The following is a 23,625-nucleotide window of genomic DNA, read 5'->3' on the forward strand; positions in this document are numbered from 1 at the left end:
CCGTCGGCCCCGGGCCGTGCGCGTCCGCCCCGTGGACGCCGCGGCTCGCCCCGGGGGCAGGGGTAGGGGCGGGGCGCCGGCACAGCGGGGCGGAGGCCACACCCCGGGGTCAGGGGATTCGGCGGTGGACGTTTTCCTTTGTCGAGGGGCCCGGGGTCGCGTCCGCGATCCAGGGGGCGTCGTCGCTCGGGTCCACCACGCCCGACTCCAGCCACTCGAAGCGGCCCGCGAGGACCCCGTCCACCACCCGCCGGTCCAGGTCGTCCGTGTTGGACCAGAGGCGGCCGAAGAGCTCCTCCACCCGCAGCCGGGACTGCCGGCAGAACGCGTCCGCGAGCGCGTGCGCCTCCCGGCCGTGGTCCCCCGTCGACCGCATCAGCTCCGCCCGTACGCACGCCGCGCTCATCGCGAAGAGCTCCGCGCCGATGTCCACGATCCGCCCGAGGAACGCCTGCTTGAGCTCCATCCGCCCCTGCCACCGCGACATCGCGTAGAACGTGGACCTGGCCAGCTTCCTCGACGTCCGCTCCACGTACCGCAGATGCGTCGCGAGGTCGCCGAACTCCCGGTACGCGCCCGGCACCTGCCCCTGCCCGGCGACGAGCTTCGGCAGCCAGCGGGCGTAGAAGCCGCCCGCCCGCGCCCCCGCCCTCGCCTTGTCGCCCAGCGACTTTTCGGGGTCGATGATGTCGCCGGCCACGGCGAGGTGCGCGTCGACCGCCTCGCGGGCGATGAGCAGATGCATGATCTCGGTCGAGCCCTCGAAGATCCGGTTGATCCGCAGATCGCGCAGCAGCTGCTCGGCCGGTACCGCCCGCTCCCCCCGCGCCGCCAGCGAGTCCGCCGTCTCGTACCCGCGTCCGCCGCGGATCTGGACGAGTTCGTCGGCGATGAGGCAGCCCATCTCGGAGCCGTAGAGCTTGGCGAGCGCCGCCTCGATACGGATGTCGTTGCGGTCCTCGTCGGCCATCTGCGAGGAGAGGTCGACGACCGCCTCCAGGGCGAACGTGGTCGCCGCGATGAAGGAGATCTTCGTGCCGACGGCCTCGTGGCGGGCGACCGGCTTGCCCCACTGCTCCCGTACGGCGGCCCATTCGCGGGCGATCTTCAGCGACCACTTCCCGGCGCCGACACACATCGCGGGCAGCGAGAGCCGTCCGGTGTTCAGGGTCGTGAGGGCGATCTTGAGGCCGGCGCCCTCCGGGCCGATGCGGTTCGCGGCGGGCACCCGGACCCGGTGGAAGCGGGTGACGCCGTTCTCGAGGCCGCGCAGGCCCATGAAGGCGTTGCGGTGCTCGACGGTGATGCCGGGCGAGTCCGCCTCGACGACGAAGGCGGTGATGCCGCCGCGGTGCCCTTCGGACTTCGGTACGCGGGCCATGACCACGAGCAGGTCGGCGACGACACCGTTGGTCGTCCAGAGCTTCACGCCGTCGATGACGTACGTGTCGTCCCCGTCGGGCACCGCCGTCGTCGCGAGCCGGGCCGGGTCGGAGCCCACGTCCGGTTCGGTGAGCAGGAAGGCCGAGATGTCGGTGCGGGCGAGCCGCGGCAGATAGGTGTCGCGCTGTTCCTGCGTACCGAAGATCTTCAGCGGCTGCGGTACGCCGATCGACTGATGGGCCGAGAGCAGCGCGCCGATCGCGGGGCTCGCGGAGCCGACCAGGGCCAGGGCCCGGTTGTAGTACACCTGGGTGAGGCCGAGCCCGCCGTACTTCGGGTCGATCTTCATCCCGAACGCGCCGAGTTCCTTGAGGCCGGCGACGACCTCGTCGGGGATGCGGGCCTCGCGTTCGATCAGCCGGCCGTCGATCCTCGTCTCGCAGAAGTCGCGCAGTTTGGCGAGGAAGGCCTCTCCGCGCCGTACGTCCTCCTCGGAGGGGAGGGGGTGGGGATGGATGAGGTCCAGCCGGAAGCGGCCGAGGAAGAGCTCCTTGGCGAAGCTGGGTTTGCGCCAGTCCTGCTCGCGCGCGGCCTCGGCGACCTGCCGGGCCTCGCGTTCGGTGACCTTGGGCCGCTGGGTGGGTGCGGACATGAGGAGCTCACCTCGCCGCTCGTAGGGGGGCACTTGTGGCTACTCGTCCGTAGTACCCGATTTCCCGGCACCCGGAAAGACGAGAAGACGGCCGAAGCCCCCGCACAGTGGGCTTCGGCCGTCGGTCTCGTGGTCCGTACGGAGGATGTACGGGTCAGAGCGCGAGGCCCGTGAGGACCAGGACGCGCTCGTAGGTGTAGTCGTCCATCGCGTACTTGACGCCCTCGCGGCCGACGCCGGACTTCTTGGCGCCGCCGTACGGCATCTGGTCGGCGCGGTAGGACGGGACGTCGCCGATGATCACGCCGCCGACCTCCAGCGCGCGGTGGGCGCGGAAGGCGGTCTGCAGGTCGTGGGTGAAGACGCCGGCCTGGAGGCCGAAGTCCGAGTCGTTGACGGCGGCGAAGGCCTCGGCCTCGCCGTCGGCCTTGGCGATGGTCAGGACCGGGCCGAAGACCTCGGCGCGGGCCAGGGTGACGTCGGCCGGGAGGTCGGTGAGGACGGTCGGGGCGTAGGTGGCGCCCTCGCGCTTGCCGCCGGCGAGCAGCTTCGCGCCGGCCTTGACGGCCTCGTCGACCCAGGACTCGACGCGCTGGGCGGCGGCCTCGTCGACGAGCGGGCCGACATCGGTGGCGTCGTCCGCCGGGTCGCCGGTGACCTGGGCCTCGACGGCCGCGACGATCTTCGGCACGAGCCGGTCGTACACGGACGCGTCGGCGATCACGCGCTGCACGGAGATGCAGGACTGGCCGCCCTGGTAGTTGGAGAAGGTGGCGATACGGGTCGCCGCCCAGTCCAGGTCCTGCTCGGACGCCCAGTCGCCGAGGACGACGGCGGCGGCGTTGCCGCCGAGCTCCAGGGTGCAGTGCTTGTGCGGCACGGACTGCTGGATGGCGAAGCCGACCTTGTCCGAGCCGGTGAAGGAGATGACCGGGAGGCGCTCGTCCTGGACGAGGGCGGGCATGCGGTCGTTCGGCACGGTCAGGACGGACCAGGAGCCTGCCGGCAGGTCGGTCTCGGCGAGCAGCTCGCCCAGGATGAGGGACGAGATGGGGGTCGACGGGGCCGGCTTGAGGATGATCGGCGCGCCGACGGCGATGGCCGGGGCGACCTTGTGGGCGCTGAGGTTCAGCGGGAAGTTGAACGGCGCGATGCCGAGGACGACGCCCTTGGGGATACGGCGGGTGAGCGCGAGGCGGCCGACGCCGCCGGCCTCGGTGTCGAGGCGCTGGGCCTCGCCGCCGTTGAAGCGACGGGCCTCCTCGGCGGCGAAACGGAAGACGGAGACGGCACGGCCGACCTCGCCGCGGGCCCACTTGATGGGCTTGCCGTTCTCGGCGGAGATCACCTGGGCGATCTCCTCGGTGCGCTCGGCGAGCCGCTTCGACACGTGGTCGAGGGCGGCGGCGCGGACGTGCGCCGGGGTCGCGGCGAACTCGTCGACGACGGCGTGCGCGGCGGCGACGGCCTCCTCGACCTGGGCCTCGGTGGGCACGCTGACCTTGCCGACCAGACGTCCGTCGAAGGAGTTCGTGACGTCGAAGGTGGCCTCGCCGGTGGCCTCGCGGCCGGCGAGCCAGAAGGCGTGGGTGGTCGTCATTGCGTCCCGGCCCTTTCCGTTGGGGGTGGTGCGAGGGGGTGCTCTCGCGCTCTCGTGACACGTTAGGGCGAAGCGGGCGGACGGGCGCTTGTCCTCTGTGGAGTGGTGGGCGGGAATTCCTGTCCGCTTTGGCGGAAGGGGACAGGAGCGCCCCGGATCAGCCGCGCCTCAGACGCGCCTCAGACGCGCCTCAGACGCGCCGCTCGGTCGAGACGATCAGACAGACACCGCCGACGACGATCGCGCCGCCGAGGACGATGGGCCAGGTCAGGGCCTCGTTCAGGACGAGGGCGCCCAGGACGACGGCGACGACGGGGTTGACGTAGGCGTACGTGGCGACGAGCGAGAGCGGGGCGGCCTGGAGGAGCCAGGCGTACGCGGTGAAGGCGAGCAGCGAGCCGAAGACGATCAGGTAGGCGAGGGCCGCCCAGGAGCGGGTGGAGACGGCGGCGAGGTCGAGGCCGTGCTGCTCGCCGCGGAGCAGGCCCACGACCAGGCCCGCGAGACCGCCGGCGACCATCTCGTAGGCGCTGGCGGTGAAGGGGTTGGCCGGCATGGGGATGCGCGAGGAGGAGAAGGAGCCCACGGACCAGCTGAGGGTCGCGGCGATCACGAGGAAGACGCCGCCGGCCTTCACGTCGCCGCTGAGGCCGGGGAGCGTGAGGACGGCGAGCCCGGCGAGCCCGAGGAGGACGCCGGTGACGCCGCCGGCCGTGGGCCGGTCGCCGGAGACGGCCTTGAGGATGACGACCCAGGCGGGGACGACGGCGATCAGGAGGGCGGCGAGGCCGGAGGGGACGGAGGTCTCGGCGAGGACGACGAGGCCGTTGCCGCCGAGGATGAGGAGCAGGCCGACGACGACGGCGGAGGCGAGCTGCTTCGGGCTCACCTTCAGGGCGGCGGGCCCCTGCCGCCAGGCGATGATCCCGGCGAGGATCAGCCCGGCGGTGACGAACCGGGCGCCGGCGGAGAGGAACGGCGGCATGGTCTCGACGACGATCCGGATCCCGAGGTACGTGGACCCCCAGACGACGTACACGATCCCGAGCGCGGCCCACACGGCGCCGGAGATACGACGGGGGGCGCGGGTGACGGGTGCGGGGGCCGCGGGGGCGGCGGACGTCTGGACCTCGGAGGCGGCCGGATCGACGGCGGGGCTTGTCATGTTCAGGAGACTATGGAATCCGGACCGTGAAGACCAAGAAATTTGCCCGTGATCGGGCAGGGGGCGGGGATTCGGGGCGGGTGGGGTGGCCCCCGGCGGTCCGCGCCCCCGCGCCCCGGCCGAGCGCCGGATTCGCTCCTCAGGCGCTGGGACAGCCGCCAGGGCCAGGAATGCGTCCCGCCGCCGCAGGCGCTGTCGCTGCCGAACGACCCAGTCCCGCAGGCGCGGAGGTCCCCCGGGACGGGCATGCGCGCACGCGCCCCTGCCGAGCCCCGGATTCGCGCCGCAGACGCCGGGACAGCCGCCAGGGCGAGGCTTGCGCCCCGCCGCCACCGCCGCGGGCGCTGGCGCTGGGCCCGGGGCGGGGCGTGCGCCCCGAGTACCCGGCCGAGTAGCAGCTCCCCCAGCGACTCGTGCCGCAGGCGCGCACGCGTGGACGTCCGGGTCGTGAGGGCCCGCCGCACGCGAAGGTGCCGGCGCGGGGGGGATCCGCACACGCCGTGCGGCTGCTCCCCGTAACGCCGGCCCGCAGGGGCTATCGGCCGGCCGCCGGGGGGCCCGGGTCCTCCGTGGTCGTCGCCTTCAGGGCGAGCCAGAGCTCCATGCGGACGTCCGGGTCGTCCAGGGAGCGGCCCAGGATCTCCTCCACGCGGCGCATGCGGTAGCGCAGGGTGTGGCGGTGCACGCCCAGGTCCGCCGCCGCCGCGTCCCATTGGCCGTGGCGGGAGAGCCAGGCCCGCAGGGAGGCGACAAGGTCGCCGCGGCCCGTGGCGTCGTGTTCGTACAGGGCGCGCAGCAGGCCGTCGGCGAAGGCGCGGACCGCGTCGTCGGCCAGCAGCGGAAGCACCGAGCCCGCCGCCAGGTCCTCGTGCTCGACCAGCGCCCGCCCGCGCCGGCGCGCGACCGAAAGCGCCTGCTCGGCCTGCTTGTACGCGGCCGCCGCCGCGATCGGCCCCGCCGGGGCGGAGAGACCGACGACGACACCGGCCTCCTCCGCGTCCCGCTCCGCGTACGCCCCGCACGCCGTCACGACCGCGCCGCCGTCCCCGGCCAGGACCAGGAGCCGTTCCTCGCCCTCAGGGACGGTCAGGACCGTCTCGCCCGCCCGCGCCGCCGCCGATTCCAGGGCCTCGGCCAGGGCCGGCAGGGGTGGCTCGCCCTCCCGCTCCCCCGTCGCCGGCTCGGCGATCAGCAGCCGGAACGGCGCGTCGAGGAGCCCGCCGTACAGGTCGCCCGCCACCGCCCGGGCGTGGTCCGGCTGGCCGGAGAGCATCATCCGCAGGACCGCCGCGCCCAGCCGGCCCTCCGCCGCCTGGAGCGAGCGCGAGCGTTCCGTGGTGAGCGTGAGCAGGGCGATCGCGGAGTGGACGGCGTACCGTTCCGCCGTCCCGAGCGGCGCCCCCGTGCCGACCGCGAGCGCGCCCCGCACCCGCCGCCCCGTTCCCAGCGACTGGAGCTCCACCCGGTCCTCCGTGCCGCCGACGACCGCGCTCGCGGGCGCGGGCCGCTCCCGGAGCCGTTCGACGTCGGGGGTCAGCCGGGCGGCCCGGCGCGCCGCCCACTCGGGTGACACGGCGAGCACGGTGCCGGAGGTGTCGTACAGCGCCGCCCACCCGTCCACATGGGCCGCGAGCCGCGCCACCACCGCGTCCGGCCCCTCCGCGAGCGCGGCCCTGGTCAGTTCCCGCTGGGCCTCGAAGCCCGCCGTCACGGCCCGGTACTGGTCGGCCGCGATCGCCGCCGACACCGCCTTGCTGATGGCCAGGAACGGCGTGCGCCGCGGTACTTCGAGGAGCGGCAGCCCCTCCGCCCGCGCCGCGTCGACGAGGGTCTGCGGGATCTCCTCGTAGTTGACGCCGACGGCGAAGCCGAGCCCGACCACGCCCGCGGCGAGCAGCCGCCGCACATAGCGGCGCATCGCCTCGGGGTCCTCCGCGTCCAGGGTCAGCGCGGTGGTGAGCAGCAGCTCGCCGCCCTCCATGTACGGGACGGGGTCGGCGAGCTCGCTGACGTGGGCCCAGCGCACGGGGGTGTCGAGGCGGTCCTCACCCGCGCGGACGGTGAGCTTGAGGGCCGAGTGCTGGACGAGGGAGGCGAGGGTGGGCGGCATTGGGGACCGTCGGACCTTTGAGCGAGGGGGCGCCGCTCAGCCGAGCGGCGCACCCGATTGTGCCAGGGCGGGCGGGCGCCCGCTCCGGTCCCGCGTCAGCTCCGCTTCAGCTCCGCGTCAGCTCCGCAGATCCACCAGGAGCGGTGGCGTGTGCTCGCCGCGCACATGGGTCAGGGAGAGCACGGCGTGCCCGGCGGGGACGGCGTGCGCGAGGTCGGACGCCGACCAGCGTTCCCGTTCCACCTCCCGTACGGTGACGGCCTGCGCGGTCGCCGCCTTGCCGGTCACCAGGCGGCGCATGAAGTGCAGGGCCTTGGTGAGGGGCTCGTCGGAGATGATCTGCCGGTTGGTGACGTCCCGGGTCTGCACCCATTCGGTGCCCCAGGTCTCCGCGAACCGCCCGCCGTCCCAGGGTGCGATGCCGGCGAACGCCATCCGGCAGCCGACCGCCCCGAGCAGCGGCCCGCGCAGCGCCTCCGGTACGTCCTCCAGGCCGCGCAGCGTGAGGACGACCCCGGCGTTGGCGGAGCGCAGCCGCTGGACGGCCCGTACCGAGTCGCCGGTGACGGTGTACGTGGCGTCGTCGAGGACCAGACAGGCGAAGAGGGAGCGGTCGCGGCGGGCGAGGGCGGCCTCGGCGAACTGGGCGAGCAGCAGCCGGGAGACGATCCGGGAGGCCTCGGCGTGGCCGCGCTCGGGCAGGTCGACGCGGACCCGGAGCGGGTGCTCGACGGCGCGGAGGGAGAACTGCCGCTCCTCCCCGTCCGTGCGGAAGAAGTGCGCGAAGGCGGGGCGGTCGAGGAAGGCGATGCGCTCGGCGAGCAGGACGCCGATGTCGTCGCTGCCGGTCTGTCGGTCCGCCTGCCGCTGCCGGGCGTCGAGCTCGCGCAGCTGGGCGGGGTCGCCGGCGACGGCGGTCCGCAGCGCGTCCAGCGCCTCGGGCGTCCCGCCGAGCAGCTCGCGCAGCTCGGGCACGCCGGGGAAGCGCCCGTAGGCGGCCCGGAACGGCCCGACCAGCTGGGCGAGCGCGGTGGCGGCGCGGCGGCTGTCGGCGACGAGGTCCCCGACGAGCGCCTCGGCGAGGATCCGGGCGGCCTCGTCGGGGTCGTCGGCTCCGCCGTACAGGTCGAGGTCGTGGGTGGAGTCGGGCCGTCCGACGGAGACGACGACGTCGAAGGCCTCGTCGGGCCCGACGGGGGTGCCGTGCGAGGTGACGGCGACGACGGCGGCGCGGTTGGCGAGGGCCTGGAGGCAGAGCGACTCGACGACGGGCCGCACGAGCCGCGTGGTCTTGCCGGACCCGGCGGGCCCGACGGCGAGCAGCGAGGTCCCGAGCAGCCCGGGCTCGAGGGCGACGCCGGTGGTGCGGCGGGCGTAGGGGTTGCGGGGGTGGTCGGCGGCGGTGCCGATGCGCACCTGGCCGGTGGCCAGATCGTGGGTGGCGGTACGGACGGGCAGGTCGCGCAGGCCCGAGGGGTGGCCGCAGGCTGCGGCGCCCCGGGTGCGTACGGCCTCGGTGAAGGCGGCGAGCCGCTCCGGACGGGTCCGTACGCCCTGCCAGGCGCGGCGGATCCGGGCGTAGTCGACGTCCCCGAGCACACCGTGCCGGGTGGCCTCGGCGAGCTGGGCCGCGGACTCGGTCAGCCCGGCGTCGCGCAGCTCGGGCCATTCGGCGGGGTCGGAGGGGGCGCCCGCCGGCGGGGGCGGCGGGGTGTCGGTGGTCAGCCCGAGGCGTCGCCGTACGACGGGCCAGGTGCCCACGCGGCCCACGGCCGCGGCGACGGCCACGGCGAGCAGCACGTAGTAGACGTTGGAGACCCACATGAGCCAGGTGACGGTGCGGGGCATCTCGCGCCAGACGCCCGGCACGAGGACGAACAGCGGCCACACGGGCACGCCGTAGCGGTGCCAGACCTCGCGCCAGTTGCCGACGCGCCCGAAGCCGACGGCGATGAGCCCGAGGACGACGGCGTACCAGAGGTAGGTCGCCGAGACGTACAGCTCGAACTGGGGGTTCGTGCTCTGCCGCCACTCGTCGGGCACCAGCCAGAGCATGGGCAGGAGCCACCAGTTGTCGACGAAGATCCACCAGCCCTCGAGGTAGCCGTTCCGCAGCAGTGACCAGAGCAGCCAGCCGCAGAGGTAGGCGACGAAGGCGCCGCCGACCAGCTGCCGTCCCGGCACCTGGTCGGGCTCCTCCTGGGGGCGGGGCCGGTGGCCGAGCCGCCAGATGCCGGGTTCGGCGGCGGGCCTGGGGATACGGAGCCACTCGGCGACCCCCACCCGGGTGGGCGCGTGCGTGGGCGGCGGCGGGACGACGGGTCCCTGGCCCGGAGCCGGAGCCGGGGTCGGGGTCGGGGTCGGGGTCGGGGTCGGGGCAGCGGACGGGGTTGGGGCGGCGGCCGGGGTCGAGGACGGGGTCGGGGCTGGGCCGCCTGAGGGCACGGGTGGCCCCGCCGGCCGCGGTACGGCGTTCCCCCGCGTGTCGCGTGACTCGTACGTGCCTTCGGTCTCCATGAACCCCTGCCCCCTGACCAGCCAGGTCGCCGCATGCGTGCAACCGTCAATCTAGTGGGCGGCAGCGGCCCCGGAGCCGTTTCGGCGACCCGGAGGGCGAGGTGTGCCGTTCCGGCGCTCCCGGAGGGGCACCATGTCCATCACGGACAACGACCCACCCGCAACACTCCCGATCGGCGCATGCCCGCGCACCTCCCGCACGCCTAGCCTGCGGAAGAAACCCACAAGTGCGTCCAGAACATCCCAGGAGCCCCGCATGAACGCTGTCCCGCAGGAGCGGCGCGTCGTCACCGCCATCCCCGGTCCGAAGTCGCAGGAGCTTCAGGCCCGCCGCCTCGACGCCGTGGCCGGCGGCGTGGGCTCCGTGCTGCCCGTCTTCACCGCGAAGGCCGGCGGCGGCATCATCGAGGACGTCGACGGCAACCGCCTGATCGACTTCGGCTCCGGCATCGCCGTGACCTCGGTCGGCGCCTCCGCCGAGGCCGTCGTCCGCCGCGCCGCCGCGCAGCTCGCCGACTTCACGCACACCTGCTTCATGGTGACGCCGTACGAGGGGTACGTCGAGGTCTGCGAGGCGCTCTCCGAGCTGACCCCGGGCGACCACGCCAAGAAGTCCGCGCTGTTCAACTCGGGTGCCGAGGCGGTCGAGAACGCGGTCAAGATCGCCCGTTCGTACACCAAGCGCCAGGCCGTCGTCGTCTTCGACCACGGCTACCACGGCCGCACCAACCTCACGATGGCGCTGACGGCGAAGAACATGCCGTACAAGCAGGGCTTCGGCCCGTTCGCGCCCGAGGTCTACCGCGTGCCGGTCGCCTACGGCTACCGCTGGCCCACCGGCGCCGAGAACTGCGGCCCCGAGGCCGCCGCCCAGGCGATCGACCAGATCAGCAAGCAGATCGGCGCCGAGAACGTCGCCGCGATCATCATCGAGCCGGTCCTCGGCGAGGGCGGCTTCATCGAGCCCGCCAAGGGCTTCCTGCCGGCGATCGTGAAGTTCGCCAACGACAACGGCATCGTCTTCGTCGCCGACGAGATCCAGTCCGGCTTCTGCCGCACCGGCCAGTGGTTCGCCTGTGAGGACGAGGGCATCGTCCCGGACCTGATCACGACCGCCAAGGGCATCGCGGGCGGTCTGCCGCTCGCCGCCGTCACCGGCCGCGCCGAGATCATGGACTCCGTGCACGGCGGCGGCCTGGGCGGCACTTACGGCGGCAACCCGGTGGCCTGCGCCGGTGCGCTCGGCTCCATCGAGACCATGAAGGAGCTCGACCTCAACGCCAAGGCGAAGAACATCGAGTCGATCATGAAGGCCCGCCTGTCGGCGATGGCCGAGAAGTTCGACGCCATCGGTGACATCCGCGGCCGCGGCGCCATGATCGCCATCGAGCTGGTCAAGGACCGCGCGACCAAGGAGCCGAACCCGGAGGCCGCGGGCGCGCTGGCGAAGGCCTGCCACGCCGAGGGCCTGCTGGTCCTGACCTGTGGCACGTACGGCAACGTGCTGCGTTTCCTGCCGCCGCTGGTGATCGGCGAGGACCTCCTGAACGAGGGCCTCGACATCATCGAGAACGCGTTCGGCCAGCTCTGACGCATCTGACACACCGTGTGAAGAAGGTGTGGGGGGCCGATGGCGGGATGGAGATCCGGCTGTCGGTCCCCTTCTCTCTGCCGTACGGTTTCTGCAGATGAGAGAAACACCCCGCTCGCAGGGGACTGCGGGCGACAACAGGGCGGAGCCTCCCCAGCCCCGCCTTGACCGTGCCCTGGCGCACACCACTGGAGCCTCTGGCTCCGGAACTCCTCACCGATCGGATGGCCGCCCGCCCCACACCCCCCGGGGCGCGCGGCAGCCCGGTCACCTCGGACGCCCCGGAACCACCCCCCCTGTTCCGGGGCTTCCGGCTGTTCTCTCGGCGATCGTCCTGCTCGCGGTCGTCACCTGGCAGGTCGTGGCCGACGGCCCCCTCGCCCGCCTCGACGAGCGCCTCTCGCGCTCCCTCGTCGACCGCGTCCCCCGATGGCTCTCCGAACTCGGCGCCGATCTCGGCAACATGACGGTCGCTCTCCCGGTCCTCGCGTGCGCGATGGCGTACGCGGCATGGCGCGGCCGGCGCGTGGCGGCGCTGTACGCGGGGCTCGGCATGGTTCTCGTCCCGCTGCTGGTCATCCCCCTGAAGGAGTGGACGGCCCGCCCGGGCCCGCTGGAGCCCTGGGCGGCGGGCTACTACCCCTCGGGCCATACGGCGACGGCGATGGTGGCGTACTTCGGCGCCGCGTTCCTGATCTCGAACCGCCTGATCCCCGTCGCCGCACTGCTGACGGCGGCGACGGGGACCGGACTGATCCTGCGCGGCTACCACTGGCCGCTGGACGTGCTGGCCTCGGTGGCCCTGTGCGTCCCTCTCCTCCGATGGCCGATCATTTCCACGAGATCACACAAAAGGCACCAAATTTAAACACCCCGGAGGGATGAAGATCACTCTCGAGCAGGATGAAGCGACCACTTCACCCGGCCCCGAGAGGCGCAATGTCCATCACTCCGCGCGGCATGTCGATCCAGGAGGCGTACAGCCTCTACCGCAGCGAAAAGCTGACGGTGAACCGCAACTACCAGCGCAAGCTCGTCTGGGGCGTTGAAGAGAAGATCCACCTCATCGACAGCATTCTGCGCGGATACCCCATCCCTCTCTTCCTGCTCGCAGAGACGAGTGATCACAATTACGAGATCATCGACGGGATGCAGCGACTTGACGCCATCTTCGGTTTCATCGAACAGCGTTACGGAATAAACGGAGAAGGTTCGAAGGAGTTCTTCGATCTGGCGGAGTTCTCCCGCGCCCGCCAGCTCGCCGACTCGAAGGTGTTCGAAAGGGAACCCGGAAAGCCCCAACTGATCTCCGCGGCACAATGTGCCGACTTGCTGGACTACCAGCTCGCGGTCACCATCTTCGGCCCTCGCGAAGAAGCCAAGGTGACCGAGGTGTTCCGAAGGATCAATTCGGGAGGCCGGCAGCTGAGCGCCCAGGAGAAGCGTCAGGCGGGCGTGGTGAGCGAGTTCGTCAAGATGCTCCGGAAGCTTGCTTCCGATTTCCGGTACGACGGTTCCCCCGACGTTCTCCCCCTCACCAAGATGCCCGTCGTCTCCATCGACTCCGCGCGAGAGCGACTGGGATACGGGATCCCCGCCGAGGAGACGTACTGGTGCAGCCTGGGGATCCTGAGCACGCGGCAGCTCCAGCAGAGCGAGGACGAACAGCTCCTGGCGGACATCTGCATCTCGGCCATCAGAGGGAATACGTTCAGCGTCAGTTCGGACGTGCTCGACAAGTACTTCGACCTGGAAACGGCAGAGAGCAGATCCTTGGCCACGGATCTCTCCGCCTACGGCTCAGACAAGCTCGCCGCCGATGTCAAGCTGGTCCTGGGCGCGATGAAGACCATGGTGGACTCGACGAAACCGAACGTGGTGGGTGCCTTCCGCTCTCACGTGAGCACCAGTGGCTGGAACGCCGCCAAGACACCCTTCTACGCCATCTTCATGGCGTTCTTCGACCTCATGATCCGCCGCGGAATGCAACTCACGGACCCTCGCGGAGCCTTCTCGGCCGTCCAGAAGGTCACCGCGAAGCTGACCCCCAGCCGGAACACGACGACCGAGGCGCAACGGCAGGCCAACATCGACATCGTACGTGGGCTCATCGAGAAGTTCTTCACCGAGCCGCCGAAGGGCACGCTCACCCACGGGCCCGCGATGGAGATCGAGTTCCCCAACCTCATCAGGCGAGCCCCGATCGAGAGCGCACGCTACGAGTTCAAACAAGGCATCGCGTCGCTCGGCCCGAAGCGTTCGATCAACCACGACCTCCTGAAGAAGCTGCCCAAGATCATGTCGGCGATCGCCAACACCGGGCCCGACGCGGACGGATACGTGATCTTCGGCGTCGTGGACAAGGAGAGCGATGCCGCGAGAATCCAGGAGATCGACGGCGTAGTCCCGACCCAGCTCGCCCGGCAGAAGCTCGTCGGAATCGACCGCGAATGCCAGGCCCTCAGCATGGAGATGAGTGATTACACCCGGAAGATCATCCGTTCGATCCAGAACTCTCCCCTGAGCGAGCCCCTCAAGGGTGACATCGTGGCCAACATCGACACGATCTCGTATTCGGGGCGCTCATACGTCGTTGCACGCATCCCCGCCCAGCGTGATCTGTCCAGCTACGACGGCGAATACTTCGCGCGGGACGGCGAGGATCTCCGTCAGATGTCGACGAGTGAAGCGCTGGCGGCGGCCAAGCGCTTCACCTGAGTGACCGACGAACCGGGGCCGGGGCGGAGTCAGGCCCCGGCCCCGGTTCGTCAGCTCCACGGGTACGCGTCGAAGTTCCGGCTGAACTCCCACTGGTTGAACCGGTCCCAGTTGATCGACCAGGTCATCAGGCCGCGCAGACCCGGCCACGTGCCGTGGGTCTGGTAGGAGCCGCAGTCGGTTCTCTTCGTGAGGCAGTTCAGCGCCTTGTTCACTTCGGACGGTGTCGTGTGGCCGTTGCCCGCCTGGGTGGAGGCCGGGAGGCCGATGGCGAGCTGGTCGGGGCGGAGGGGCGGGAAGACGCGGTCCGTGTTGCCCGCCACCGGGAAGCCGGTGAGGAGCATGTCGGTCATGGCGATGTGGAAGTCCGCGCCGCCCATGGAGTGGTACTGGTTGTCGAGGCCCATGATCGGGCCCGAGTTGTAGTCCTGGACGTGGAGCAGGGTGAGGTCGTCGCGCAGGGCGTGGATGACCGGGAGGTAGGCGCCGGCGCGGGGGTCCTGGCCGCCCCAGGGGCCGGAGCCGTAGAACTGGTAGCCCAGTTGGACGAAGAAGGTCTCCGGGGCCATGGTCAGGACGAAGTCCGGGCCGTACGTCGCCTTGAGAGTCCTGAGCGCGGAGATCAGGTTGACGATCACCGGGCTGGTCGGGTTGCGGAAGTCCGTGTCGCCCGTCTGGAGCGAGAGGGAGTGGCCCTCGAAGTCGATGTCCAGGCCGTCGAGCCCGTACTCGTCGATGATCTTCGAGACGGAGGAGACGAAGGCGTCCCGGGCGGCCGTGGTCGAGAGCTGGACCTGGCCGTTCTGGCCGCCGATGGAGATCAGGACCTTCTTGCCGGCCGCCTGCTTGGCCTTGATCGCCGCCTTGAAGTCCGCGAGGGACTCCACGTTCGGGCATTCCGTCTGCGGGCACGGGGCGAAGCGGATGTCGCCGGAGGTCACCGAGGTGGGCTCGCCGAAGGCGAGGTTGATGACGTCCCAGGAGTCGGGGACGTCGGCCATCCTGGTGTAGCCGGAGCCGTTGGCGAAGCTCGCGTGGAGGTAGCCGACGAGCGCGTGGGCGGGCAGTCCGGGGTTCCCGCCGCCTCCCCCTGCCGTCGTCGTCGCCGTCACCGCCGCCGACTTGGGGGATTCGCCCGCGCTGTTCACGGCCGAGACCTGGAAGCTGTACGAGGTGGAGGGCGCGAGGCCGGTCGCCGTGTACGAGGTGCCGGTGACGGTCGCCACCGGGACACCGCCGCGGTAGACCTTGTACGACGTGGCTCCGGAGACCGCGGGCCAGGTCAGCGGCACGGACGTGGAGGTCGGGGTGCCCGCGCTCAGGCCGGTGGGGGTGGCCGGGATCTGGACCGGGTCACCGCCGGGGCCGACCAGGGAGAGGTCGTCGGCGTGGTAGGCGCCGGTGCCGTACCAGCCGTGGGTGTGGATCGTCACGGAGGTCGTCGAGGCGCCGGTCGTGAACGTCGTGCTCAGCTTCTGCCAGTCGGGGGCGGACTGGGTCCAGGTGGAGACGTCGGTGGTGCCGGTGCCGGACGCGCCGAGGTGGACGTAGCTGCCGCGCACCCAGCCGCTCAGTGTGTACGCGGAGTTCGGCCGCACGGTGACGGTCTGGGAACACCGGGCGTTGTCGCTGCCCACCGGGGTCGCCTGCAGTGCCTTCGTCCCGCCGTGCACGGGTGACGAGACGACGGCTCCGCTGCCCGCCGTACAACTCCAGCCGTCCAGGCCGGATTCGAAGCCGCCGTTGCGCGCGAGGTCGGTGTCGGCGGCCTGGGCCACGGGGGTGAGGGCGACGAGTCCGCCGGCGGCGAGGACGCCCGCCAGCGCGAGGACAAAGGGTCGGGTGCGGTCCACAACTGCCTCCGGGGGTGGGGGAATCGAGGTGGAGCGCGCCACAGCATGGTCCAGACCAATCAAGTGGTCAAGACCTCTGCCCCCTTTCCCTCCTTGCCAGTTGACCCGCGGCCTCGTGCATCGCCAGCTCAAGGAGCGAGGCGTCGTTGAGGGTCCCGCTCCCGTCCGGCGGCACCAGCCAGCGCACCCCGCCCGTCGCGCGCCCCGGGTACGGGACGACGATCCAGGTGCCGCGGCCCGCGCTGCGCACACCCGTGCCGAGCCAGCGTGCCGCCGTGCCCGGCGGCACGAAGAAGCCCATCCGCGCCTCTCCGAAGTCGGCGAGGACCGGTCCCGGCCGGTCCACGAGCCGGGTCAGCACATCGAGCGTGGGACAGCCGAGCTCCCCCGGCAGGATCAGCACGTCCCAACGCCTGCCGGCGGGCAGCAGCGCGATCCCGAGGGGATTGCGCTCCCATTCCCACCGGCAGGCGTCGGGATCCGGCGCCACCGATGCCAGCCACTCCACCGCGATCTTGGCCGAAGCCCCCGAACCACTCATTGCCAACGGCCTCCATTCCGTGTGCGGACGCGATGTCCACACGCAGAGAGCGGGGTCGGCGACGATCATTACGCGGGTTCGGGCCGCGTGTTGGTAGTGAAGTGGGTCACATCGTGATCGAGTGGTGTGCGCCGGGGGCGTACACCCGGCGCACACCACATCGGGACACACTCAGCTGTCGAAGCCCAGGCCCAGGCGGTCCATGGTCTTCAGCCAGAGATTGCGGCGGCCGCCGTTCTCGTCGGCGCGCGCCAGCGACCACTTGGTGAGGCCGATGCCGGCCCAGGCGATCGGCTCGGGCGGGAAGGGCAGCGGCTTGGAGCGGACCATCTCCAGCTCCGTCCGCTCCGTGCGCTCCCCCGCGAGCAGGTCGAGCATCACGTCGCCGCCGAAGCGGGTGGCACCGACGCCGAGACCGGTGAAGCCCGCGGCGTACGCGACCTTCCCCCGGTACGCCGTGCCGAAGAAGGCGGAGAAGCGCGAGCAGGTGTCGATCGCGCCGCCCCAGGCGTGGCTGAAGCGGAGCCCCTCCAGCTGCGGGAAGCAGCGGAAGAAGTGCTCGGCCAGCGTGAGGTACGTCTCCGGCCGGTGGTCCATCTCGGCGCTGACACGGCCGCCGAAGCGGTAGATCGCGTCGTAGCCGCCCCACAGGATCCGGTTGTCGGCGGTGATGCGGAAGTAGTGGAACTGGTTGGCGCTGTCGCCGAGCCCCTGGCGGTTCTTCCACCCGATGGCGGCGAGCTGCTCCGCGCTGAGGGGCTCGGTCGTCAGGGCGTAGTCGTAGACGGGGACGGTGTAGTGCCGCACCCGCTTGACCAGCGACGGGAAGACGTTGGTGCCGAGCGCGACCCGGCGGGCCAGGACCCTGCCGTACGGGGTGCGCACGCCCATGCCGGCGCCGACGGAGACGAGGTCGAGGCCGGGGGTGTTCTCATAGATCCGGACCCCGAGGTCCTGGCAGGCCCGCTTCAGACCCCACGCCAGCTTGGCGGGGTTGAGCATGGCGACGCCGCGCCTGTCCCACACGCCGCCGAGGAAGGTCGGCGAGTCGACCTCCGCGCGGACGGCGTCCCGGTCGAGGAGCTCCAGGCCGCCGGCGAGACCGAGCCGGTCCGCCTCCGCGTACCACTCCTGGAGCTCCTCGACCTGGTACGGCTCGGTGGCGACGTCGATCTCGCCGGTCCGCTCGAAGTCGCAGTCGAGGGAGTAGCGGGCGACCGCCGCCTCGATGGCGTCGAGGTTGCGCTCGCCGAGCTCCTCCAGCTTCCCCAGCTCGCCCGGCCAGCGGGCGAGCCCGTTGCCGAAACCGTGGGTGAGGGAGGCGGCGCAGAAGCCGCCGTTGCGGCCCGAGGCGGCCCAGCCCACCTCGCGCGCTTCGATCAGTACGACGTCCCGGGAGGGGTCGCGCTCCTTGGCGAGGAGCGCGGTCCACAGTCCGCTGTAACCGCCGCCGACCACGAGAAGGTCGCACTTCTCGGTGCCGGTGAGGGCGGGCAGGGCTCCGGGCTTGCCGGGGTCTTCCAGCCAGAAGGGGACGGGCTGGGCGTCGGAGAGAGATTGTGCAGCGAGACGCATGGCTACTGGGGCCATGGTTTCCAACTCCTTCAGGTGTCGCTCAGGTTGTCGCTGTTTTCTTGCGCCGGTTCGTGATGATCTGACCGGCGACCACCACCAGGACGGCGATGACGAACATCGCCGTGCCGATGACGTTGATCTGGACGGGCGTGCCGCGCTGTGCCGAGCCCCAGACGAACATGGGGAAGGTGACGGTGCTGCCCGAGTTGAAGTTGGTGATGATGAAGTCGTCGAACGAGAGCGCGAAGGCCAGCAGCGCACCCGCGGCGATACCGGGGGCGGCGATCGGCAGGGTGACCCGTACGAAGGTCTGCACCGGCCCCGCGTAGAGGTCGCGGGCGGCCTCCTCGAGCCTCGGGTCCATCGACATCACGCGTGCCTTGACCGCCACGACGACGAACGACAGACAGAACATGATGTGGGCGATGAGGACCGTCCAGAAGCCCAGCTCGGCGCCCATGTTGAGGAAGAGCGTGAGCAGGGATGCGGCCATGACGACCTCCGGCATGGACATCGGCAGGAAGATCAGCGAGTTGATCGCGCCACGCGCCCGGAAGCGGTAGCGGACCAGCGCGAAGGCGATCATCGTGCCGAGGACCGTGGCGCCCAGCGTCGCCCAGGCGGCGAGCTGGAGGGACAGGGTCAGCGAGTCGCACAGGTCGGCGACGCCGCACGGGTCCTTCCAGGCGTCGACGGAGAAGCGCTGCCAGGCGTAGTTGAACCGCCCGTTCGGCTTGTTGAACGAGAACACCATCACGACGATGTTCGGCACGATCATGTACGCGAGCGTCAGCAGCCCCGCGATGACGACCAGGTTCTTTCGTATCCAGCGCATCAGACCAGATCCTCCGTTCCGGCACGGCGGATGTAGACGGTGACCATGATCAGCACGATCGCCATGAGGATGAAGGAGAGCGCGGCCGCCGTCGGATAGTCGAGCACCCGGAGGAACTGCGACTGGATGACGCTGCCGACCATCTTGGTGTCGGTGGAGCCCAGCAGCTCCGCGTTGACGTAGTCACCGCTGGCCGGGATGAAGGTGAGCAGCGTGCCCGAGACCACGCCCGGCATGGAGAGCGGGAACGTCACCTTGCGGAAGGTGGTCGCGGGGGACGCGTACAGGTCCTTGGCGGCCTCGTGCAGCCGGCCGTCGATCCGCTCCAGGGAGGTGTAGAGCGGCAGGATCATGAACGGCAGGAAGTTGTACGTCAGACCGCAGACCACCGCCATGGGGGTGGCGAGGACGCGGTCGCCCTCGGTCCAGCCGAGCCAGCTGGTCACGTCCAGGACGTGCAGCGTGTTGAGGACGTCGACGACCGGTCCGCCGTCGGCGAGGATCGTCTTCCACGCCAGCGTCCGGATGAGGAAGCTGGTGAAGAACGGCGCGATGACCAGGACCAGGAGCAGATTGCGCCAGCGGCCGGCCTTGAAGGCGATCAGATACGCCAGCGGGTAGCCGAGCAGCAGACACAGGAGCGTGGCGGTACCGGCGTACAGCAGGGACCGGACGAACTGCGGCCAGTACTCCTGGAAGGCCTCCCAGTACGTCTGGAAGTGCCAGGTGACCTCGAAGCCCTTCTCCAGGGAGCCGGTCTGGATCGAGGTCGAGGCCTGGTAGACCATCGGCAGGGCGAAGAAGACGAGCAGCCAGACGATGCCGGGCAGCAGCAGCCAGTACGGGACGAGGCGCTTGCGCGCGGACGCCTTGCGCACGGGCGGTTCCTCTATCGGTGGCGTTGGCGTTTCTTCCTTGGTCAGCGTCGCACTCATGAGGCGTCCTCCACCGTCTCGACACCCGCGTCGATGTCCTGCGCCGCGTCCAGGCCGAAGGTGTGGGCCGGGTTCCAGTGCAGGACGACCTCGGCGCCGGGGACCAGGCGGGAGTCCCTCTCGATGTTCTGCTCGTAGACCTGCAGTTCCGCACCGGCCGGGGAGTTCACCACGTACTGGGTGGAGACGCCGATGAAGGAGGAGTCGGCGATCCGGCCGGTGACCTTGTTGCGGCCCTCGGCGATCGAGCCCGCGTCGTCGGCGTGCGCGAGCGAGATCTTCTCCGGGCGCACGCCCACGAGGACCTTGCCGCCGGCGCGTACCGTCGTCGAACAGCGGTCCGCCGGCAGCCGGAGCTTGCCGCCGCCCGCCGTCACGACCAGGTCCGAGCCGCCGGCCTCGGCGACCTCGGCCTCGATGAGGTTGGAGGTGCCCAGGAAGTTGGCGACGAACGTGGTCTGCGGGTTCTCGTAGAGGTCGGCGGGCGCGCCGAGCTGCTCGACCCGGCCCGCGTTCATCACCGCGACCTGGTCGGCCATGGTCATGGCCTCCTCCTGGTCGTGGGTGACGTGCACGAAGGTGATGCCCACCTCGGTCTGGATCCGCTTGAGCTCCAGCTGCATCTGCCGGCGCAGCTTGAGGTCGAGGGCGCCCAGCGGCTCGTCGAGGAGGAGGACCTGCGGGTGGTTGATGAGCGCGCGGGCCACGGCGACGCGCTGCTGCTGGCCGCCGGAGAGCTGGTGCGGCCTGTGCTTGGCCTTGTCGCCCAGCTGCACGAGCTCCAGCATGTCGTCGACCTGCTTCTTCACCGACTTGATGCCGCGTCGGCGCAGGCCGAAGGCGATGTTCTCGGAGACGTCCATGTGCGGGAAGAGCGCGTAGGACTGGAAGACGGTGTTGACCGGCCGCTTGTACGGCGGAAGGTCGGTGACGTCCGTGTCGCCGAGGAAGACCGAGCCGGTGGTGGGGTCCTCCAGGCCGGCGATCATCCGCAGCGTGGTGGTCTTTCCGCAGCCGGAGGCGCCGAGGAGCGCGAAGAACGAGCCCTGCGGGATGGTCAGGTCGAGCGGCTGGACGGCGGTGAAGGAGCCGTACGTCTTGCTGATGCCGGAGAGACGGACGTCGCCGCCGGTGTTCTTGTCAGTCATGGGTTGCGATCCCGGGTGGTGAGAGGGGTGGGCGGCGGGCTCAGGCACCGATGAGCTTGGCGAACTTCTCCTCGTACGCCGTCTCCTCCGCGCTGCTCAGCGAGCGGAAGGCGCGCGACTTGGCGGCCATGGCCTTGTCCGGGAGGATCAGCGTGTTGCTCGCGAGCTCGGGATCGATCTTGGCGAGCTCGTCCTTCACCCCGTCGACCGGGCAGACGTAGTTGATGTACGCGGCCAGCTGGGCGGCGACCGGAAGCTCGTAGTAGTAGTCGATGAGCTTCTCGGCGTTCGTCTTGTGCCGGGCCTTGGCGGGGACCAGCAGGTTGTCGCTGGAGGTGATGTAACCGGCCGACGGGATCGCGAACTGGATGTCGGGGTTGTCCGCCTGCAGCTGGATGACGTCACCGGCCCAGGCGAGACAGGCCGCCAGGTCGCCCTTGTCCAGGTCGGAGGTGTAGTCGTTGCCCGTGAAGCGCCGGATCTGCTTCTTGTCGACGCCCTTCTGCAGGCGTCCGATCGCCGCGTCGTAGTCGGCGTCGGTGAACGTGCCCGGGTCCTTGCCCATGTCGATGAGGGTCATGCCGACCGAGTCGCGCATCTCGGTGAGGAAGCCGACCTTGCCCTTGAGGGAGGGGTCGTCCAGGAGCTGGGTGACCGAGTCGACCTTCTTGCCGCCGGTCGCCTTGGTGTTGTACGCGATGACGGTGGAGATACCGGTCCACGGGTACGAGTAGGCGCGGCCCGGGTCCCAGTCGGGGCGGCGGAACTGCGACGAGAGGTTCGCGTACGCGTTGGGGAGGTTCGCCGGGTCCAGCTTCTGCGCCCAGCCGAGCCGGATCATCCGGGCCGCGAGCCAGTCGGTGACGCAGATCAGGTCTCGGCCCGTGTCCTGGCCGGCCGCGAGCTGCGGCTTGATCTTGCCGAAGAACTCGACGTTGTCGTTGATGTCCTCGGTGTACTTGACCTTGATCCCGGTGCGTTTCGTGAACGCCTCCAGGGTGGGGCGGGACTTCTCGTCCTCGCTGACGTCCATGTACTCGGTCCAGTTGGAGAAGCTGAGCTGCTTCTCCTTGGCCGAGAAGTCCGTGGACGCGGGCCCCTGGCCCTCCCGCTTGGCCGGCGGGATGCCACAGGCGCTCAAGGACGCGAGGCCGCCGACCGTGAGCGCGCCGACGCCTCCGGCGCGCAGCATCGAACGGCGGGTGAGGGCTCCCCGGCCGCTCGTCAGACTGCGCCGTATCGCCGCGATCTGCGCGGCGGACAGGCTGTCGGGCTCGTACTGCTCCATGCGCTGTGCCCTTTCGGGATGGTTTCGCCGCTGGTCGGGCGACGGACTGCTATCGGTCCCCGAAGATCGTGCGGTGCCAGTCCTTCGCGGCGACCGCGGTGTTGTCGTACATCACATGCTTGACCTGCGTGTACTCCTCGAAGGAATACGCCGACATGTCCTTTCCGAAGCCGGAGGCCTTGTAGCCCCCGTGCGGCATCTCGCTGATGATCGGAATGTGGTCATTGACCCAGACGCATCCCGCCTTGATCTCGCGGGTCGCGCGGCCGGCCCGGAAGACGTCGCGGGTCCAGGCGGAGGCGGCCAGGCCGTAGGGGGTGTCGTTGGCGAGCCGGATGCCCTCGTCGTCGGTGTCGAAGGGCAGGGTCACCAGGACGGGTCCGAAGATCTCCGACTGCACGACCTCGCTGTCCTGCGAGGCGCCGGTGATCAGGGTCGGGCGGTAGTACGCGCCGTTCTTCAGCTCCCCGCCCGGGGCTTCGCCGCCGGTGACGACGGTGGCGTAGCCGCGGGCGCGGTCGACGAAGGCGGCGACACGGTCGCGCTGGACATGGCTGATCAGCGGACCGAGGTCGGTGGAGGGGTCGAACGGGTCGCCGAGGCGGACGCTCTCCATCAGCTCGGCGACCCGTGCGACGAACGCGTCGAAGAGCGGGCGCTGGACGTAGGCGCGCGTGGCGGCGGTGCAGTCCTGGCCGGTGTTGATGAGGGAGGCGGCGACGGCGCCGTGGGCGGCGGCCTCCAGGTCGGCGTCGTCGAAGACGACGAAGGGGGCCTTGCCGCCGAGTTCGAGGTGGAGCCGCTTGACGGTGGAGGTGGCGATCTCGGCGACCCGCCTGCCGACCGGGGTGGAGCCGGTGAAGGAGGTCATGGCCACGTCGGGGTGGCCGACGAGGTGCTCGCCCGCGGTGCGGCCGGCGCCGGTGACGATGTTGACGACACCGTCGGGGATTCCGGCGTCGGTGGCGGCCTGGGCGAACATCAGCGAGGTCAGCGGGGTGAGTTCGGCCGGCTTGAGGACGATCGTGTTGCCGGCGGCGATGGCCGGCAGGATCTTCCAGGCGGCCATCTGGAGCGGGTAGTTCCAGGGGGCGATGGAGCCGACGACGCCGATGGGCTCGCGCCGGACGTACGAGGTGTGGTCGCCGCTGTACTCGCCGGCCGACTGGCCCTGGAGGTGGCGGGCGGCTCCGGCGAAGAAGGCGGTGTTGTCGACCGTGCCGGGGACGTCGAACTCGGTGGACAGCTTGATGGGCTTGCCGCACTGGAGGGACTCGACGCGGGCGAACTCCTCGGCCCGCTCGGCGAGTACGCCGGCGAACCGGTGCAGGGCGTCGGAGCGCTCGCCGGGCGTGGTCGCGGCCCACGCCGGGAACGCGTCCTTGGCGGCGGCGACGGCGGCGTCCACGTCGGCGGTGGAGGCGAGCGCGTAGGTGTGGACGCTCTCGCCGGTGGCCGGGTCGACGACGCTGTGCTCCTGGCCCGATGTTCCGGGCCGCAGCCGCCCGCCGATGTACTGTGCGCCGGCCGCGAAGCGGTCCGTCACCTGGAAGCGGTTGCCCATGACGCTCTCCGTTGTTCCGGCTCGAATTGAGTGCCGATCCTGACAGAGTGATACCAGTCCAGCAAGGGATTCCGTTGTTGCCTTTCGGTTACGCGACGGAATCGGTCGACCAAGTGTCGAGGGGTCGGGTAAATGACCGTACGGAGTGTC

The 23,625-nt window shown here is 70.8% G+C and carries 16 protein-coding genes; 3 read left to right on the top strand and 13 right to left on the bottom strand.

Translation table 11 applies throughout. The features are described from left to right. Positions 1-109: 109 nt before the first annotated feature. The 5 genes from FDM97_RS26570 to FDM97_RS26590 form a co-directional block, all read right to left on the bottom strand. Entirely contained in the window at positions 110-2,035 is a 1,926-nt protein-coding gene (locus FDM97_RS26570; RefSeq protein ID WP_137993034.1) for an acyl-CoA dehydrogenase family protein, read from the bottom strand. Between the two features lie 154 nt (positions 2,036-2,189). After that, positions 2,190-3,635: an aldehyde dehydrogenase family protein gene (locus FDM97_RS26575; RefSeq protein ID WP_137993036.1), complete on the bottom strand. Its 1,446-nt coding sequence runs from the start codon at positions 3,633-3,635 to the stop codon at positions 2,190-2,192. A 190-nt stretch (positions 3,636-3,825) separates the two neighbouring features. Beyond that, positions 3,826-4,800, bottom strand: coding sequence for an EamA family transporter (locus FDM97_RS26580; protein ID WP_137993038.1), 975 nt, complete (start codon positions 4,798-4,800; stop codon positions 3,826-3,828). 535 nt (positions 4,801-5,335) lie between these two features. Further along, on the bottom strand, positions 5,336-6,910 hold the full coding sequence (locus tag FDM97_RS26585) for a PucR family transcriptional regulator (protein WP_137993041.1): 1,575 nt from the start codon (positions 6,908-6,910) through the stop codon (positions 5,336-5,338). A 117-nt stretch (positions 6,911-7,027) separates the two neighbouring features. Beyond that, a complete protein-coding gene (locus tag FDM97_RS26590; RefSeq protein WP_137993043.1) occupies positions 7,028-9,427 on the bottom strand; it encodes a type IV secretory system conjugative DNA transfer family protein in 2,400 nt (799 codons plus the stop codon). 256 nt (positions 9,428-9,683) lie between these two features. Between FDM97_RS26590 and gabT the strand changes: the two genes are divergently transcribed. The 3 genes from gabT (at position 9,684) to FDM97_RS26605 (ending at position 13,736) form a co-directional block, all read left to right on the top strand. Next, positions 9,684-11,018 (top strand): 4-aminobutyrate--2-oxoglutarate transaminase, encoded by a 1,335-nt coding sequence (gene gabT / locus FDM97_RS26595; protein WP_137993046.1) that lies wholly within the window; start codon positions 9,684-9,686, stop codon positions 11,016-11,018. A 361-nt stretch (positions 11,019-11,379) separates the two neighbouring features. Next, positions 11,380-11,886, top strand: a complete 507-nt coding sequence (locus FDM97_RS26600; protein ID WP_349775393.1) for a phosphatase PAP2 family protein — start codon at positions 11,380-11,382, stop codon at positions 11,884-11,886. 71 nt (positions 11,887-11,957) lie between these two features. Continuing rightward, positions 11,958-13,736, top strand: coding sequence for a GmrSD restriction endonuclease domain-containing protein (locus tag FDM97_RS26605; protein WP_175439245.1), 1,779 nt, complete (start codon positions 11,958-11,960; stop codon positions 13,734-13,736). Between the two features lie 50 nt (positions 13,737-13,786). Here FDM97_RS26605 and FDM97_RS26610 read toward each other — a convergent pair whose 3' ends face one another. The 8 genes from FDM97_RS26610 to FDM97_RS26645 all read right to left on the bottom strand — a co-directional run bounded on the left by FDM97_RS26610 (position 13,787) and on the right by FDM97_RS26645 (position 23,475). Further along, positions 13,787-15,589 (bottom strand): chitinase, encoded by a 1,803-nt coding sequence (locus FDM97_RS26610; protein WP_137993052.1) that lies wholly within the window; start codon positions 15,587-15,589, stop codon positions 13,787-13,789. A gap of 67 nt (positions 15,590-15,656) precedes the next feature. After that, positions 15,657-16,130 (bottom strand): bifunctional DNA primase/polymerase, encoded by a 474-nt coding sequence (locus FDM97_RS26615; RefSeq protein WP_137993054.1) that lies wholly within the window; start codon positions 16,128-16,130, stop codon positions 15,657-15,659. A gap of 171 nt (positions 16,131-16,301) precedes the next feature. Beyond that, positions 16,302-17,720, bottom strand: coding sequence for an NAD(P)/FAD-dependent oxidoreductase (locus FDM97_RS26620; RefSeq protein WP_137993056.1), 1,419 nt, complete (start codon positions 17,718-17,720; stop codon positions 16,302-16,304). Positions 17,721-17,745: 25 nt separating this feature from the next. Then, positions 17,746-18,540 (bottom strand): ABC transporter permease, encoded by a 795-nt coding sequence (locus tag FDM97_RS26625; protein ID WP_137993058.1) that lies wholly within the window; start codon positions 18,538-18,540, stop codon positions 17,746-17,748. Further along, on the bottom strand, positions 18,540-19,475 hold the full coding sequence (locus tag FDM97_RS26630; RefSeq protein ID WP_137993060.1) for an ABC transporter permease: 936 nt from the start codon (positions 19,473-19,475) through the stop codon (positions 18,540-18,542). The genes FDM97_RS26625 and FDM97_RS26630 overlap by 1 nt, the downstream gene beginning before the upstream one ends. After that, positions 19,472-20,623, bottom strand: a complete 1,152-nt coding sequence (locus FDM97_RS26635) for an ABC transporter ATP-binding protein (RefSeq protein ID WP_137993062.1) — start codon at positions 20,621-20,623, stop codon at positions 19,472-19,474. The genes FDM97_RS26630 and FDM97_RS26635 overlap by 4 nt, the downstream gene beginning before the upstream one ends. 40 nt (positions 20,624-20,663) lie before the next feature. Continuing rightward, positions 20,664-21,911 carry an ABC transporter substrate-binding protein gene (locus FDM97_RS26640; protein ID WP_137993063.1) on the bottom strand — a complete coding sequence of 416 codons (1,248 nt, stop codon included), beginning with the start codon at positions 21,909-21,911 and terminating at the stop codon, positions 20,664-20,666. Positions 21,912-21,960: 49 nt separating this feature from the next. Further along, complete coding sequence (locus tag FDM97_RS26645; protein ID WP_137993065.1) at positions 21,961-23,475, bottom strand: gamma-aminobutyraldehyde dehydrogenase; 1,515 nt, start codon at positions 23,473-23,475, stop codon at positions 21,961-21,963. Between the last annotated feature and the right edge of the window lie 150 nt (positions 23,476-23,625).

Origin of the sequence: Streptomyces vilmorinianum (assembly GCF_005517195.1) — a bacterium.
In the GTDB taxonomy this organism is placed as follows: Bacteria; Actinomycetota; Actinomycetes; order Streptomycetales; family Streptomycetaceae; genus Streptomyces; species Streptomyces vilmorinianum.